The organism is Bacillus cereus group sp. BfR-BA-01430 (genome assembly GCF_022663115.1).
GTDB lineage: Bacteria > Bacillota > Bacilli > Bacillales > Bacillaceae_G > Bacillus_A > Bacillus_A cereus_BD.
In genome coordinates, this window is sequence record NZ_JAKUEW010000006.1 from 1 (window position 1) to 15,579 (window position 15,579).

The window sequence follows — 15,579 nt, forward strand, 5'->3', positions numbered from 1 at the left end:
CCATAGCGTAAGCTAGTAAGATCCCTGAAAGATGATCAGGTTGATAGGTTCGAGGTGGAAGCGTGGTGACACGTGGAGCTGACGAATACTAATAGATCGAGGACTTAACCATATATCTAAAGCGGAAGCGACTCGCTTAGAATTGAAGAGCATTGGAGTGCCTGACGATAGAAGCGTTCTTTGCTTCGGCAGGAAGGTACGAAATGATCGAAATTCTAGTCGCTGGAGCTGGATTCAATATGAAGCAAAGGTTATCTAGTTTTGAAGGAATATGCCTTCAATAGTTTGGTGATGATGGCAGAGAGGTCACACCCGTTCCCATACCGAACACGGAAGTTAAGCTCTCTAGCGCCGATGGTAGTTGGGGCCTTGCCCCTGTGAGAGTAGGACGTCGCCAAGCAAAAACCTAAGTCAAATTGACTTAGGTTTTTTTGTTATTTATATTTAATTTCAGTTTTTGCTTATAACTTATCAAGATTACTTATTGACACTCCTACCCCTAAAGGGCAAGCTGGCCAATGCCAGTGAGATTCTTGCTACGAAAGGCGAAGCACGTTTCTGGTATCGCTGGATGTGAAAGAGTGCGGTGTGCCATCACCGCTCCATAGGCAGTGCATATAGCACCTATGGCACAAACGAGTCAGATTGTTGGTTCTCAAATGTTTTTACGTCTTGTTCTTGACGACTTCATACATTTTACGGAGTAGAAGAATTCGCTACTCCAACCTCATATGTATTCTGTTTTCAGAGAACAGTCGTTTTAGAGTCTTTTGCATGACTATGAATAAAGTATGAAAAAAGCGATACTTTCATCCCATGCCTAAAGGCGGACGAAAGTACGATATGGGCTTTCCCGTATCGCAAAATCTGTAAGAGCATAAAAAGAAGATGCAATATGTATACATGAGAGAGCTACTTAAAATTCTTTTATATTAATAATAATTCACATAAATACGTAAACAAATAACTAAAACACGAACATTTTTTTAGCGTTTTAAAAAAACATTCGATTATTTATTGACATCGCTTACTGAATATTGTTAATATAACCATAGAAACAATATTATATCGCACCTCATATAATCGCGGGGTTATGGCCTGCAAGTCTCTACCTAACGACCGTTATTCGTTAGACTATGAGGGAAAGTCACTCGGTATTTTCTATTCACAAGGGATACGTATGCCTGGATAGAGCGCTTTCTCTTATAGTAAGAGAAATGTTCTATTTCAGGCTTTTTTTATTTGAATCGGGGGGATTCTAATATGAAATCACTAGTTGGAGTCATAATGGGAAGCACGTCAGACTGGGAAACAATGAAATATGCTTGTGACATCTTAGATGAATTGAAAATTCCGTATGAGAAGAAAGTTGTATCTGCTCATCGGACTCCGGATTATATGTTTGAATATGCAGAAACCGCTCGTGAGCGTGGATTAAAAGTGATTATCGCTGGAGCTGGAGGCGCTGCTCATTTACCAGGAATGGTTGCAGCAAAGACAAATCTTCCTGTAATTGGTGTGCCTGTTCAATCAAAAGCATTAAATGGCTTGGATTCATTATTATCTATTGTTCAGATGCCAGGGGGAGTTCCGGTTGCGACAGTTGCAATTGGAAAGGCTGGTTCCACAAATGCAGGGTTACTCGCGGCACAAATACTTGGCTCATTTTATGATGATATACATGATGCATTAGAACTGAGACGAGAAGCAATTGAGAAAAATGTGCGTGAAGGTAGTGAGCTAATATGACGAAAATCATTTTACCTGGAAAAACAATTGGAATCATTGGCGGCGGTCAGCTTGGAAGAATGATGGCTTTAGCAGCGAAGGAAATGGGTTATAAAATCGCTGTTTTAGATCCAACAAGACATTCCCCATGTGCACAAGTTGCTGATGTTGAAATTGTAGCCGCTTATGACGATTTAAAAGCGATACAGCATTTAGCGGAAATAAGCGATGTTGTTACATATGAATTTGAGAACATTAATTATAGATGCTTACAGTGGCTTGAGAAGTATGCATATTTGCCACAAGGAAGCCAGCTACTATTCAAAACTCAAAATCGTTTTACAGAAAAGAATGCGATTGTAGAAGCTGGTTTGCCGGTAGCACCATATCGTCTCATTCAAAAGCAAGATGAGCTTCTTATGGCAATTCGGGAACTGTCTTTCCCTTGTGTATTAAAAACAACAACGGGAGGATACGACGGCAAAGGCCAGGTTGTTTTAAAAAGCGAAGCTGATATTACAAGAGCAAGTGAACTGATTAGTAAATCTGAGTGCATTTTAGAAAAATGGGTGCCATTTGAAAAAGAAATATCGGTTATTGTAACGCGCAGTGTAAGCGGGGAAACAAAGGGATTCCCAGTGGCTGAAAATATTCACGTAAATAACATCTTACATGAATCAATCGTACCAGCTCGTATTACAGCAGAACTTTCCCAAAAAGGAATTCAATATGCGCAGATACTCGCGGATGAACTTCAGTTAGTGGGAACACTAGCAGTAGAAATGTTTACTACAGTTGATGGTGAAATTTATATTAATGAATTAGCTCCACGGCCTCACAATTCCGGTCATTACACAATTGATGCATGTGAAACGAGTCAGTTTAGACAGCATATTCGAGCAATCTGTAATTTACCTCTTGGGGAAACAAATTTGTTAAAACCAGTTGTCATGGTAAACATTTTAGGCGAACATATAGAAGGGGTCCTAAGACAAGTGAATAGATTAACCGGGTGTTATTTACACTTGTATGGAAAAGAAGAAGCAAAGCCGCAGCGTAAAATGGGGCATGTTAATATTTTGAATGAAAGTATCGAAGTGGCTCTAGAAAAAGCGCGTAGTTTGCATATTTGGGACCATCAAGAACAACTGTTGGAGGGAAAAAGATGATTAGTCGTTATACACGCCCTGAGATGGGTGCGATTTGGACGGAAGAAAATAAGTTTAAAGCTTGGTTGGAAGTGGAGATTTTAGCTTGTGAAGCATGGGCGGAACTTGGTGAAATCCCAAAAGAAGATGTGAAAAAAATTCGCGAAAATGCATCATTTAATATGGAACGTATTTATGAAATTGAAAAAGAAACACGTCATGATGTAGTAGCATTTACTCGTGCAGTATCAGAAACACCTGCATTAGGGGAAGAACGCAAATGGATTCACTACGGTTTAACATCAACAGATGTAGTAGATACGGCATTGTCTTATATTTTAAAACAAGCAAATGAAATTTTATTAAAGGACTTAGAAAACTTTATTGAGATTTTAGCAAATAAAGCGAAAGAACATAAATATACAGTTATGATGGGGAGAACACATGGTGTTCATGCAGAACCAACAACGTTTGGTTTAAAACTTGGTCTTTGGTATGAAGAAATGAAACGTAACTTAGAACGTTTCAAGCAAGCAGCTAATACAGTTCGCGTCGGTAAATTATCTGGTGCAGTTGGTACATATGCAAACATTAATCCATTTGTAGAAAAATATGTTTGTGAAAACTTAGGATTAGAAGCAGCGCCAATTTCTACACAAACATTGCAACGTGATCGCCATGCGCATTACATGTCAACACTTGCATTGATTGCCACATCGATTGAAAAGATGGCAGTTGAAATTCGCGGTTTACAAAAGAGTGAAACTCGTGAAGTAGAAGAATTTTTCGCAAAAGGTCAAAAAGGTTCTTCTGCTATGCCGCATAAACGTAATCCGATTGGGTCTGAAAATATGACTGGTATGGCACGTGTTATTCGCGGTTATATGTTAACAGCTTATGAAAATGTTCCATTGTGGCATGAGCGTGATATTTCGCACTCTTCTGCAGAGCGTGTTATCTTACCAGATGCAACAATCGCATTAAACTATATGTTAAACCGCTTCGGTAATATCGTGAAGAACTTAACGGTATTCCCAGAGAACATGAAACGTAATATGCAAAGAACATACGGTTTAATTTATTCGCAACGTGTTATGCTTACTCTTATCGACAAAGGTATGGTACGTGAAGAAGCTTATGATATTGTACAGCCTAAGGCGATGGAAGCTTGGGAGACACAAGTACAATTCAAAGATCTCGTAGAAGCAGATGAGCGTATTACAAGCAAGTTAACACAAGAAGAAATCAATGAATGTTTCAACTATGAACATCACTTACAACATGTTGATACCATTTTTGAACGTCTTGGACTAAACTAAGCTGAAAATTTTATATGGCACAGAATAGGGGTATTCTGTGCCATTCTTTATAAAATTATTATTCACATTTTTCAAACTACAGGGGGCTTGCGAAATGCAAAAACTAGAATTGCTGTATGAAGGTAAGGCAAAAAGAATTTATCGTACAGAAGCAGCAGATATGGTTTGGGTAGAGTACAAAGATAGTGCTACTGCTTTCAATGGGGAGAAAAAAGCGACGATTACAGGAAAAGGTCGTCTGAACAATGAAATTACAACTCTTTTATTCAGAAAGTTGCGAGAAGTAGGAATTGAAACGCATTTTGTAAAGAAGCTGTCAGATACAGAACAACTTGTGAAAAAAGTAAGTATTATTCCATTAGAAGTTGTTACAAGAAACGTCATTGCAGGAAGCCTTTCTAAACGATTAGGAATGGAAGAGGGAATACCGCTTACAAAACCAATCGTAGAATTTTACTACAAAGATGATGATTTAGGAGATCCACTTGTAACAGAAGATCATATTCGTGTGTTAAACGTTGCAACATTAGAGCAGATAAGTATATTACGAGAAAAGGCTCTACGAATCAATCAAGTGTTGATTGAGCATTTCGCAAGCTGTCGTGTAAGGTTAATAGATTTTAAATTAGAGTTTGGTATGACAGAGGAAGGCAAGATTGTATTAGCGGACGAAATTTCACCAGATACTTGTCGTTTATGGGATGAAGAGAGCAATGAGAAATTTGATAAAGATGTATTTCGCCGTGATTTAGGGAATGTAACGGAGGCATATGAAGAAATTTTAAAACGTTTAGGAGGAGCTTCACATGTATAAAGTCAAGGTATATGTAACATTAAGAGAGAGCGTATTAGATCCACAAGGAACAGCGGTGAAAGGTGCTCTTTACAGCCTTTCCTTTACAGAAGTACAAGATGTGCGCATTGGTAAATATATGGAATTAACAATTGATAAATCAGTAACTGACCTTGATAGGAAGGTAAAAGAAATGTGTGAAAAACTATTAGCAAACGTTGTAATGGAAGATTTCCGTTATGAAATTGAGGAGGTTGTCGCACAGTGAAATTTGCCGTAATCGTTTTTCCAGGTTCGAACTGTGATGTTGATATGTTTCATGCAATTAAAGATGAGCTTGGCGAAGATGTAGACTATGTTTGGCATGATGCAGAGAACTTAGACGAATATGATGCGATTCTTTTACCAGGGGGATTCTCTTATGGTGACTACCTTCGCTGCGGTGCCATTTCTCGATTTGCGAATGCAATGAAAGCAGTGCAAAAAGCTGCTGAACAAGGAAAGCCCATTTTAGGAGTGTGTAATGGATTCCAGATTCTTGTTGAATCAGGATTATTACCAGGTGCATTGATGCGAAATAAAAACTTAAAATTCATGTGTCGAACTGTTCAGTTACGTATTGAAAATAATAAAACGATGTTTACATCGCAATATGACAAGGGAGAAATCATTCATATCCCAATTGCACATGGTGAAGGAAATTATTATTGTGATGAAGCAACTCTTAAAGAATTAGAGCAGAAGAATCAAATTGCATTCCGTTATGTAGACAATCCAAACGGAAGCGTTTCAAATATTGCAGGTATTGTAAATGAAAAAGGTAATGTACTTGGCATGATGCCACACCCAGAGCGTGCTGTGAATGAAATTCTTGGCGGCGTTGAAGGATTAAAAGTCTTTCAATCTATTTTGAAACATTGGAGGGAAACATATGTCGTTAATGCTTGAACCAAATCCAACACAAATTAAAGAAGAACGTATATATGCGGAAATGGGGCTAACAGACGAAGAGTTTGCCATGGTTGAAAAAATTTTAGGACGTCTGCCGAACTATACGGAAACAGGGCTTTTCTCGGTTATGTGGTCAGAGCATTGTAGTTATAAGAACTCAAAACCAGTTCTTCGCAAGTTCCCAACAACAGGAGAGCGCGTATTACAAGGACCAGGAGAAGGTGCAGGTATTGTAGACATTGGTGATAATCAAGCGGTTGTATTTAAAATGGAAAGTCATAACCACCCTTCGGCAATTGAGCCGTATCAAGGTGCAGCAACAGGTGTTGGCGGTATTATTCGTGATGTATTCTCTATGGGAGCACGTCCAGTTGCTTTATTAAACTCACTACGCTTCGGTGAACTCCAATCACCACGCGTGAAATATTTATTTGAAGAGGTAGTTGCAGGGATTGCAGGATACGGTAACTGTATCGGTATTCCAACTGTTGGCGGAGAGGTACAATTTGATCCATGTTATGAAGGAAACCCACTTGTCAATGCAATGTGCGTCGGTTTAATTCATCATGAAGATATTAAAAAAGGGCAAGCGCATGGTGCTGGTAACACGGTTATGTATGTCGGTGCTTCAACAGGACGCGACGGTATTCATGGTGCAACTTTCGCATCAGAAGAACTATCTGAGAGTTCAGAAGCAAAACGTCCAGCAGTACAAGTAGGTGATCCGTTTATGGAGAAACTTCTTATTGAAGCATGCTTAGAGTTGATCCAATCTGATGCGCTTGTTGGAATTCAAGATATGGGTGCTGCGGGCTTAACATCATCTTCTGCGGAAATGGCAAGTAAAGCGGGAATGGGTATTGAAATGTATTTAGATGATGTACCACAGCGTGAAACAGGTATGACACCATATGAAATGATGTTATCTGAATCACAGGAACGTATGTTGATTGTGGTGAAAAAAGGTAGAGAGCAAGAAGTTGTAGAGTTATTTGAAAAATATGGACTTGCAGCAGTTGCGATGGGAAAAGTAACGGAAGATAAAATGCTTCGTTTATTCCATAAAGGTGAAATGGTAGCAGAAGTACCTGCGGATGCATTAGCAGAAGAAGCGCCAATTTATCATAAACCTTCAAAAGAGGCAGCATATTTTAGAGAGTTTCAAGAAATGAAAATGGAGACGCCAAAAGTAGATAATTATAAAGAAACATTACTAGCTTTATTACAACAACCAACGATTGCAAGTAAAGAATGGGTATATGATCAGTATGATTATCAAGTACGCACAAGTACAGTTGTTACACCAGGATCAGATGCAGCGGTGGTACGAGTACGTGGTACAGAGAAAGCATTAGCAATCACAACGGACTGTAACTCTCGCTATATTTACTTAGATCCTGAAATGGGCGGTAAAATTGCAGTAGCAGAAGCTGCACGTAATATCGTATGTTCTGGCGGGGAACCACTTGCAATCACAGATTGCTTAAACTTTGGTAATCCAGAGAAACCAGAGATTTTCTGGCAAATTGAGAAATCAGTAGATGGTATGAGCGAAGCTTGTCGTACATTACAAACTCCAGTTATTGGTGGGAATGTATCAATGTACAACGAGCGTAGCGGTGAAGCGGTATATCCAACACCAACTGTTGGAATGGTAGGGCTTGTTCACGATTTAAAACATGTCACAACACAAGAATTTAAGCAAGCTGGGGATCTTATTTATGTAATGGGTGAAACGAAAGCTGAATTTGGTGGAAGTGAATTACAGAAGCTGATGTACGGTAAAATCTTCGGTCAATCACCAAGTATTGATTTAGAAGTAGAATCAAAACGTCAAAAACAATTACTAGAAGCAATTCAAGCGGGACTTGTTCAATCTGCACATGACGTTGCAGAAGGCGGATTGGCAGTTGCGATTTCTGAAAGTGCAATCGGTGCGAAAGGCTTAGGTGCTACTGTGAAATTAGCTGGGGAGGCAACAGCGGCATTATTCGCAGAATCACAATCTCGTTTTGTTGTAACAGTAAAACGTGAACAACAAGAAGCGTTTGAAAAAGTAGTAGAAGCAATTCAAGTTGGTGAAGTCACAAATACAAATGAAGTCACAATTCATAATGAAGAAAATGAAGTACTACTTACAGCAAATGTTGATGAAATGAGAAAGGCTTGGAAAGGGGCAATCCCATGCTTGCTGAAATAAAGGGGTTAAATGAAGAATGTGGCATCTTCGGAATTTGGGGGCATGAAAATGCAGCACAAGTTACGTACTACGGATTGCATAGTTTACAGCACCGTGGGCAAGAAGGTGCAGGTATTGTTGTGAATAGTGGGGAGAAAATTATTGGTCATAAGGGGTTAGGTTTAGTATCAGAAGTGTTTTCAAGAGGTGAGTTAGAAGGTTTAAATGGAAAATCAGCCATTGGCCACGTGCGTTATGCAACAGCAGGCGGAAGTGAAGTAGCAAACGTTCAGCCATTACTATTCCGTTTCTCTGATCATAGTATGGCATTAGCTCACAACGGGAATTTAATTAATGCCAAAATGCTTCGCCGTGAATTAGAAGCAGAAGGAAGTATCTTTCAAACAAGTTCAGATACAGAAGTATTGCTACATTTAATTAAGCGGAATACGAAAGGGTCATTAATCGAGAGTGTAAAGGATGCGTTAAATAAAGTAAAAGGTGCATTTGCATATTTGTTACTAACAAGTAATGAAATGATTGTTGCACTAGACCCAAATGGGTTCCGCCCGCTTTCAATTGGGAAAATGGGGGATGCCTATGTTGTAGCATCTGAAACATGTGCTTTCGATGTAGTTGGCGCAACATATATTCGTGATGTTGAACCGGGAGAACTTCTAATCATTAATGATGAAGGGATTCAAGTAGATCGTTTTACAAATGAAGTAGAGCACGCAATTTGTAGTATGGAATATATTTATTTTGCACGACCAGACTCTAATATTGCCGGCGTCAATGTTCATGCGGCGCGTAAAAATATGGGAAAACGTTTAGCGATGGAAGCACCTATTGAGGCAGATGTTGTAACAGGAGTACCCGATTCTAGTATTTCAGCAGCCATTGGTTATGCAGAAGCAACGGGAATTCCATATGAATTAGGGTTAATTAAAAACCGTTACGTCGGACGTACCTTTATTCAACCATCCCAAGAGTTGCGTGAGCAAGGGGTAAAAATGAAGCTTTCTGCAGTACGTGGTGTAGTTGAAGGGAAACGTGTTGTCATGATTGATGATTCAATTGTAAGAGGGACAACAAGTAAGCGGATTGTTCGCATGCTTCGTGAAGCAGGAGCGACAGAAGTGCATGTAAGAATTGCTTCTCCTCCTCTTAAGTATCCATGTTTCTATGGCATTGACATTCAAACGAGAAAAGAATTAATCGCTGCAAATCACTCTGTAGAGGAAATCTGCCAAATCATCGGTGCAGATTCTCTAACATTTTTAAGTGAAGATGGATTAGTAGATGCAATTGGACGTCCATATGAAGGGAAATACGGCGGATTATGCATGGCTTACTTTAATGGAGATTATCCGACTGCTCTTTACGATTATGAGCAAGAACTTTTAGAAAGTATGAAATAAAAAAGAAAAGCAGCTTCTACTTCTTTCTATGTAGAAGCTAGCTTCTTTCTGAAAACGGTCGCCCTGGATGGGGAGAAATTAAAAGACGAGGTGTAAAAAACGATGGCGAATGCGTATAAGCAAGCAGGAGTAGATATTGAAGCTGGATATGAAGCGGTATCTCGCATGAAAAAACACGTACAAACAACAATGAGAAAAGAAGTGCTAGGCGGTCTAGGCGGTTTTGGAGGTATGTTTGATTTATCAAAATTGTCATTCGAAGAACCTGTATTAGTATCAGGAACAGATGGTGTAGGTACAAAGTTAATGCTCGCTTTCATGGCAGATAAACATGACACAATTGGCATTGATGCAGTAGCAATGTGTGTAAATGATATCGTTGTTCAAGGAGCAGAACCGTTATTTTTCCTTGACTATATTGCTTGTGGTAAAGCTGAGCCAAGTAAAATTGAACACATCGTCAAAGGGATAGCGGAAGGTTGTCGGCAAGCTGGATGTTCACTAATTGGCGGGGAAACAGCAGAAATGCCGGGTATGTATTCCAATGAGGAGTACGATTTAGCAGGCTTTACGGTCGGTATTGTTGACAAAAAGAAAATTGTAACAGGACATTCGATTGAAGCTGGTCATGTATTAATTGGTTTAGCCTCTAGTGGAATTCATAGTAACGGTTATTCCTTAGTGCGTAAAGTGTTGTTAGAAGACGGACAGTTATCATTAGACCGTATATATGGTCGTTTAGAACTACCTCTTGGCGAAGAACTATTAAAGCCAACGAAAATTTATGTCAAACCTATTTTAGAACTATTGAAGAAATGTGAAGTATACGGTATGGCACATATTACAGGTGGCGGTTTTATTGAAAATATTCCACGTATGTTACCGAAAGGAATTGGAGCAGAAATTGAACTTGGCTCTTGGAAAATTCAACCGATTTTCAGCTTACTTCAAGAGGTTGGAAAGATAGAAGAGAAGGAAATGTTCAATATTTTTAACATGGGTATTGGTATGGTAGTAGCGGTGAAAGAAGAAAATGCAAAAGCGGTTGTTCGTCTTCTTGAAGAGCAAGGAGAAAAAGCGTATATCATTGGACGCACTGTAAAAGGATCAGGTGTTACTTTTAATGGAGGCAAAGCATTATGAGCAGAGTGGCAGTCTTTGCTTCTGGAAGCGGATCTAACTTCCAAGCATTCGTTAACGCAGTAGAAGAAAATAGATTACATGCTGAAATTAGTTTGCTAGTATGTGATCAACCGGATGCGCGTGTTATCGGGCGAGCGCATTATCATCATGTTCCATGCTTTGCTTTTTCGGCGAAAGCATATGAATCAAAGGAAGCGTTTGAAAAAGAGATATTAAAAAAGTTACGAGAATACGAGATTGATTATGTGATTTTAGCGGGATATATGCGTCTTATCGGACCGACATTGCTAGAAGCATATGGGGGGAAAATCATTAATATTCATCCATCGTTATTACCGAGCTTTCCAGGAAAAGATGCTATTGGCCAAGCATTAGAAGCTGGTGTGAAAGTAACGGGAGTAACGATTCATTACGTCGATGCGGGGATGGATACGGGACCGATTATTGCACAAGAAGTAGTCACTGTTTCAGAAACGGATACGAGAGAGAGTTTGCAAAAGAAAATTCAACAAGTTGAACATCGTTTATATGTAAATACAGTAAATAAAATCATTCAATCTATGAAAGAACGAACTGTGAAATAGGGGTGTAAAAGAAATGAAAAAGCGTGCATTAGTAAGTGTTTCTCATAAAACAGGAGTAGTAGAATTCGTGAAAGGTTTGCTTGAACAAGGAATTGAAGTGATTTCAACAGGGGGAACGAAAAAATTATTAGAAGAAAACGGCTTACAAGTAATTGGAATTTCTGAAGTAACAGGTTTCCCGGAAATTATGGATGGCCGTGTCAAAACATTACATCCAAACATTCATGGCGGTTTACTTGCAGTGCGTGATAATGAAACGCATGTAGCAGAGATGAGTGAATTAGGCATTCAGCCGATTGATTTTGTCGTTGTAAATTTATACCCATTTAAAGAGACGATTGCGAGGCCTGATGTGACATTTGCTGATGCCATTGAAAATATTGATATCGGTGGTCCAACAATGATTCGTTCAGCTGCGAAGAATCATAAATTTGTATCAGTGATTGTTGATCCAGCAGATTATGATGTTGTACTAGCTGAGCTAAAAGAAAACGGTGAAGTTACAGACGAAACAAAGCGTAAATTAGCAGCGAAAGTATTCCGTCATACAGCGGCATATGATGCACTAATTTCAAACTATTTAACGGAACAAATGGGAGAAGAAAGCCCAGAAACATTGACGGTAACATTTGAGAAAAAGCAAGATTTACGCTACGGAGAAAATCCGCATCAAAAAGCAATATTCTATAAAGCACCATTTGCGGTGGCTTCTTCTGTTGCATATGCAGAACAATTGCACGGAAAAGAACTATCTTATAACAACATCAATGATGCAGATGCAGCGCTTAGCATCGTGAAAGAATTTACAGAGCCGGCAGTAGTCGCTGTAAAACATATGAATCCATGTGGCGTTGGTGTTGGAGAAGATATTCATGAAGCATATACACGTGCTTATAAGGCGGATCCAGTATCAATCTTCGGCGGCATTATTGCAGCGAACCGTGAAATTGATAAAGGTGTGGCAGAGAAATTACATGAAATTTTCTTAGAAATTATTATTGCTCCTTCATTCTCGAAAGAGGCTTTAGAAGTGTTGCAAAGTAAGAAAAACTTACGTCTGTTAACGGTAAATATTGAGAAGGCAACAAGCGCAAGTAAAAAACTAACTTCTGTTCAAGGTGGACTTCTTGTTCAAGAAGAAGATACGTTAGCGTTAAATGAAGAGACAATCACAATTCCAACGAAACGCGAACCAACAGAGCAAGAATGGAATGATTTAAAGCTAGCTTGGAAAGTTGTAAAACACGTAAAATCAAATGCAATTGTACTAGCAAAAGATAATATGACAATCGGTGTTGGAGCGGGACAAATGAATCGTGTTGGTTCTGCGAAAATTGCAATCTCGCAAGCTGGCGAGAAGGCACAAGGTAGCGCATTAGCATCCGATGCGTTCTTCCCGATGCCAGACACAGTAGAAGAAGCTGCGAAAGCGGGGATTACAGCAATCATTCAACCAGGCGGGTCAATCCGTGACGAAGATTCGATTAAAAAAGCGGATGAATATGGTATTACGATGGTGTTCACGGGTGTACGTCATTTCAAACATTAATAGACATATAAAAGTATATGGAATTTTATCGGCGCAAATTGAAATATATCGACCGTTTCTCATGAGATATCGGCGCAAATTGAAATATATCGGCGTTTCGGCATGAGATATCGACGTATCTACAAAATACGACACGAAAAATAGGGTTGCCCCTATTTTCCGTTTTAAAAGTGGAGGATGAAATATGAATGTATTAGTAATTGGCCGCGGTGGACGTGAACATGCTTTAGCTTGGAAGTTTGCACAGTCTGAGCAAGTGGGAAAGGTGTATGTAGCACCAGGTAATGAAGGGATGCGAGATGTAGCAACACCAATTGATATCGAGGAAAATGATTTTGATGCACTTATTTTATTTGCGAAAGAAAACAATATCGGTTTCACATTTGTTGGTCCAGAAATTCCGCTTATGAATGGAATCGTTGATCGTTTTGAAGCAGAGGGGCTTCGCGTTTTTGGACCGAATAAAGCGGCTGCTGTAATTGAAGGAAGTAAAGCTTTTGCAAAAGAATTGATGAAAAAATACGATATCCCAACAGCAGCATATGAAACATTCACAGATTATGAGGAAGCAGTCGCATACATAAAAACAGTTGGTGCACCAATTGTAATTAAAGCGGACGGTTTAGCAGCTGGTAAAGGCGTGACAGTTGCAATGACTCTTGAAGACGCACTCGAAGCTGTACAAGAAATGCTGCAAGATGTGAAATTTGGTGAGTCAAGTAAAAAGGTTGTTATTGAAGAATTTTTAGATGGACAAGAATTTTCTTTAATGGCATTTGTAAATGGAACAACTGTACACCCAATGGTAATTGCGCAAGATCATAAACGTGCTTTTGATGGGGATAAAGGACCGAATACAGGCGGGATGGGAGCATATTCTCCAGTACCACAAATTCCACAATCAGCGGTTAGTGAAGCGGTTGAGAAAATTTTACATCCAACTGCAAAAGCAATGATCCAAGAAGGCCGTTCATTTACAGGGATTTTATATGCCGGGCTCATTTTAACAAAAGAAGGGCCAAAAGTAATTGAATTTAATGCGCGATTTGGTGATCCAGAAACAGAAGTTGTATTACCTCGCTTGGAAAATGATTTAGTTGATGTATGTCATGCTGTATTGGATAATCGTGAGTTAACACTAAAATGGTCTAAAGAAGCTGTGATTGGTGTCGTACTTGCCTCAAAAGGATATCCGGAATCATATGAAAAAGGTGCTATTATTTCTGGACTAGAGACGTTAGAAGATGTAATTGTGTTCCATGCAGGTACAAAGATGCAGCATGGAGATTTTGTAACAAATGGTGGTCGTGTGCTATTTGTTACATGCAAAGCGCACGACTTACAATCTGCCAAAGAGCAAGTATATACAGAAGTTGAAAAGATTAAGAGCGATGGTTTATTTTATCGAAATGATATAGGATATCGAGCAATCGGAAATGAAATGACGAGAAGCTAACAGATGTTAGCTTCTTTTTTTGAAAGGAAATAAGGAAGGGAATGTGGAATGGTTTCAACAGCTTATAAAGAATCTTGTACTGATAGACAGTTTTTGGCTGCTTGTTTACATCGTATTTCACCGATGAATAATAGTAGAATTGCGATGACTAAAGTGAGAGCGGCGATGAGAAGTGGTAGGAAAAAGCTATCAGTTTGCTTGGCGATAACACCAGTTAATATAGGACCGATAATTTGTCCAATCCCATAAACGCCTGTTGTATATCCGATGATTTTATTACTTTCATTCGGCTTGATTCGCTTTGCTTCTGTCGTTGTTAAGATGGTAATCCCAACGAAGGTGCCTCCTAGAAATAATGCACTTAAAAATGCCCCGAGAACATTGGGAAGAAGGAGCGGGGAAAGAATACTTGTTATTTGTAAAATATAAGCAAAAGTAAGGGTACGCGTTGTTCCATATTTTTGTGCAAGACTTGACCAAAGATAGCTAGATGGAATCACGGCAATTCCAACAATAATCCAGCTACAAGAGGCGTAAAAGAGGGAATGCGTCATTCTTTCGACAATCGTAACAAGGAAAGTACCAGTAATGATATAGCCAAATCCTTCAAATCCATAAGCTAAAATAAGCCAAAATAAATAGTTTTTTCTATGAGAGGTATGACTTGAAGTAACTTTTGATTTTTGCTCAGTATGTTTCGTATCTTCTTTTAACCATTTCCACACAAAAATAGTTAAACAAAAACTAATAAGTCCTAATCCAATCCAAGCGCCTTGCCAATTTGAAATGAAGTTGAATAACGGAGCGAATACTCCAGCGCAAATAATTCCAATTCCAACACCACTATAAATCATACCGCTTAGTATGACTTTGTTTCTCTGAAATAAGTAATCTAAAACAATACTCGAAGCAAGAACGAATACGATTGCACTTGTGAATCCGCCGATAAATCGAAGCGGGAACCATATCATAATAGATGAGGTGAAGCCCATAAAAATGGTTGAAAGGCCATTAAAAAGTAGGCAGTAATGTAAAACTTTTTCACGGTTTATAATCATTCGAAATCCAATAAAGAATGCTCCAAGCAAATATCCCAAATAGTTACTGGAGGCTAAATATCCAGCTAAATCAGTTTCTACATGAACCTGCCTTTCCATAAAAGAAATAATAGGTGTATAGGCAAATCGATTAATTCCCATAACAGCTATTAAAGAAAATATGCCGGCTATAATCATTTTCCATATGTTTGTTTCGTTCATACAATCCCCCTTCTGAAAAGAACCTCTTATACATATGATAAGGAAATAT

At 38.9% G+C, this 15,579-nt stretch carries 13 protein-coding genes, 2 rRNA genes and 1 riboswitch; of the genes, 14 read left to right on the forward strand and 1 reads right to left on the reverse strand.

Features of this window, described 5'->3' with window-relative positions:
* The 14 genes from MR058_RS12380 to purD form a co-directional block, all read left to right on the forward strand.
* Positions 1–112, forward strand: a 23S ribosomal RNA gene (locus tag MR058_RS12380); the annotation flags it as partial.
* Between the two features lie 172 nt (positions 113–284).
* Positions 285–400: ribosomal RNA gene (gene rrf, locus MR058_RS12385) — 5S ribosomal RNA — on the forward strand.
* Between the two features lie 655 nt (positions 401–1,055).
* Positions 1,056–1,157, forward strand: a riboswitch (purine riboswitch).
* Between the two features lie 106 nt (positions 1,158–1,263).
* A complete protein-coding gene (purE, locus tag MR058_RS12390) occupies positions 1,264–1,749 on the forward strand; it encodes a 5-(carboxyamino)imidazole ribonucleotide mutase (RefSeq protein ID WP_242144296.1) in 486 nt (161 codons plus the stop codon).
* Positions 1,746–2,897 (forward strand): 5-(carboxyamino)imidazole ribonucleotide synthase, encoded by a 1,152-nt coding sequence (gene purK, locus MR058_RS12395; RefSeq protein WP_242144297.1) that lies wholly within the window; start codon positions 1,746–1,748, stop codon positions 2,895–2,897. The genes purE and purK overlap by 4 nt, the downstream gene beginning before the upstream one ends.
* Complete coding sequence (purB, locus tag MR058_RS12400; RefSeq protein ID WP_242144298.1) at positions 2,894–4,195, forward strand: adenylosuccinate lyase; 1,302 nt, start codon at positions 2,894–2,896, stop codon at positions 4,193–4,195. Before purK ends, purB begins: the two co-directional genes overlap by 4 nt.
* A gap of 94 nt (positions 4,196–4,289) precedes the next feature.
* Positions 4,290–5,009 carry a phosphoribosylaminoimidazolesuccinocarboxamide synthase gene (purC, locus tag MR058_RS12405; protein WP_242144299.1) on the forward strand — a complete coding sequence of 240 codons (720 nt, stop codon included), beginning with the start codon at positions 4,290–4,292 and terminating at the stop codon, positions 5,007–5,009.
* A complete protein-coding gene (gene purS / locus MR058_RS12410) occupies positions 5,002–5,256 on the forward strand; it encodes a phosphoribosylformylglycinamidine synthase subunit PurS (protein ID WP_242144300.1) in 255 nt (84 codons plus the stop codon). Before purC ends, purS begins: the two co-directional genes overlap by 8 nt.
* Positions 5,253–5,936, forward strand: a complete 684-nt coding sequence (gene purQ, locus MR058_RS12415; RefSeq protein WP_242144301.1) for a phosphoribosylformylglycinamidine synthase subunit PurQ — start codon at positions 5,253–5,255, stop codon at positions 5,934–5,936. The genes purS and purQ overlap by 4 nt, the downstream gene beginning before the upstream one ends.
* Positions 5,920–8,139 carry a phosphoribosylformylglycinamidine synthase II gene (gene purL, locus MR058_RS12420; protein WP_242144302.1) on the forward strand — a complete coding sequence of 740 codons (2,220 nt, stop codon included), beginning with the start codon at positions 5,920–5,922 and terminating at the stop codon, positions 8,137–8,139. The genes purQ and purL overlap by 17 nt, the downstream gene beginning before the upstream one ends.
* Positions 8,124–9,539 carry an amidophosphoribosyltransferase gene (gene purF / locus MR058_RS12425; protein ID WP_242144303.1) on the forward strand — a complete coding sequence of 472 codons (1,416 nt, stop codon included), beginning with the start codon at positions 8,124–8,126 and terminating at the stop codon, positions 9,537–9,539. The genes purL and purF overlap by 16 nt, the downstream gene beginning before the upstream one ends.
* Before the next feature lie 102 nt (positions 9,540–9,641).
* Positions 9,642–10,682 (forward strand): phosphoribosylformylglycinamidine cyclo-ligase, encoded by a 1,041-nt coding sequence (gene purM / locus MR058_RS12430; protein WP_242144304.1) that lies wholly within the window; start codon positions 9,642–9,644, stop codon positions 10,680–10,682.
* Positions 10,679–11,266 (forward strand): phosphoribosylglycinamide formyltransferase, encoded by a 588-nt coding sequence (gene purN, locus MR058_RS12435; protein ID WP_242144305.1) that lies wholly within the window; start codon positions 10,679–10,681, stop codon positions 11,264–11,266. The genes purM and purN overlap by 4 nt, the downstream gene beginning before the upstream one ends.
* 13 nt (positions 11,267–11,279) lie before the next feature.
* A complete protein-coding gene (gene purH / locus MR058_RS12440) occupies positions 11,280–12,815 on the forward strand; it encodes a bifunctional phosphoribosylaminoimidazolecarboxamide formyltransferase/IMP cyclohydrolase (RefSeq protein ID WP_242144306.1) in 1,536 nt (511 codons plus the stop codon).
* A gap of 184 nt (positions 12,816–12,999) precedes the next feature.
* On the forward strand, positions 13,000–14,271 hold the full coding sequence (gene purD, locus MR058_RS12445) for a phosphoribosylamine--glycine ligase (protein WP_242144307.1): 1,272 nt from the start codon (positions 13,000–13,002) through the stop codon (positions 14,269–14,271).
* Between the two features lie 62 nt (positions 14,272–14,333).
* Here the strand turns inward: purD and MR058_RS12450 are convergent, their stop codons facing one another.
* Positions 14,334–15,530: a YbfB/YjiJ family MFS transporter gene (locus MR058_RS12450; RefSeq protein WP_242144308.1), complete on the reverse strand. Its 1,197-nt coding sequence runs from the start codon at positions 15,528–15,530 to the stop codon at positions 14,334–14,336.
* Between the last annotated feature and the right edge of the window lie 49 nt (positions 15,531–15,579).

Excerpts from the sequence above, each read along its gene's own strand:
- purE (WP_242144296.1), top strand. The coding sequence starts at position 1,264 with ATGAAATCACTAGTTGGAGTCATAATGGGAAGCACGTCAGACTGGGAA.
- purK (WP_242144297.1), top strand. The coding sequence starts at position 1,746 with ATGACGAAAATCATTTTACCTGGAAAAACAATTGGAATCATTGGCGGC.
- purB (WP_242144298.1), top strand. The coding sequence starts at position 2,894 with ATGATTAGTCGTTATACACGCCCTGAGATGGGTGCGATTTGGACGGAA.
- purC (WP_242144299.1), top strand. The coding sequence starts at position 4,290 with ATGCAAAAACTAGAATTGCTGTATGAAGGTAAGGCAAAAAGAATTTAT.
- purS (WP_242144300.1), top strand. The coding sequence starts at position 5,002 with ATGTATAAAGTCAAGGTATATGTAACATTAAGAGAGAGCGTATTAGAT.
- purL (WP_242144302.1), top strand. The coding sequence starts at position 5,920 with ATGTCGTTAATGCTTGAACCAAATCCAACACAAATTAAAGAAGAACGT.
- purF (WP_242144303.1), top strand. The coding sequence starts at position 8,124 with ATGCTTGCTGAAATAAAGGGGTTAAATGAAGAATGTGGCATCTTCGGA.
- purM (WP_242144304.1), top strand. The coding sequence starts at position 9,642 with ATGGCGAATGCGTATAAGCAAGCAGGAGTAGATATTGAAGCTGGATAT.
- purN (WP_242144305.1), top strand. The coding sequence starts at position 10,679 with ATGAGCAGAGTGGCAGTCTTTGCTTCTGGAAGCGGATCTAACTTCCAA.
- purH (WP_242144306.1), top strand. The coding sequence starts at position 11,280 with ATGAAAAAGCGTGCATTAGTAAGTGTTTCTCATAAAACAGGAGTAGTA.
- purD (WP_242144307.1), top strand. The coding sequence starts at position 13,000 with ATGAATGTATTAGTAATTGGCCGCGGTGGACGTGAACATGCTTTAGCT.
- MR058_RS12450 (WP_242144308.1), bottom strand. The coding sequence starts at position 15,530 with ATGAACGAAACAAACATATGGAAAATGATTATAGCCGGCATATTTTCT.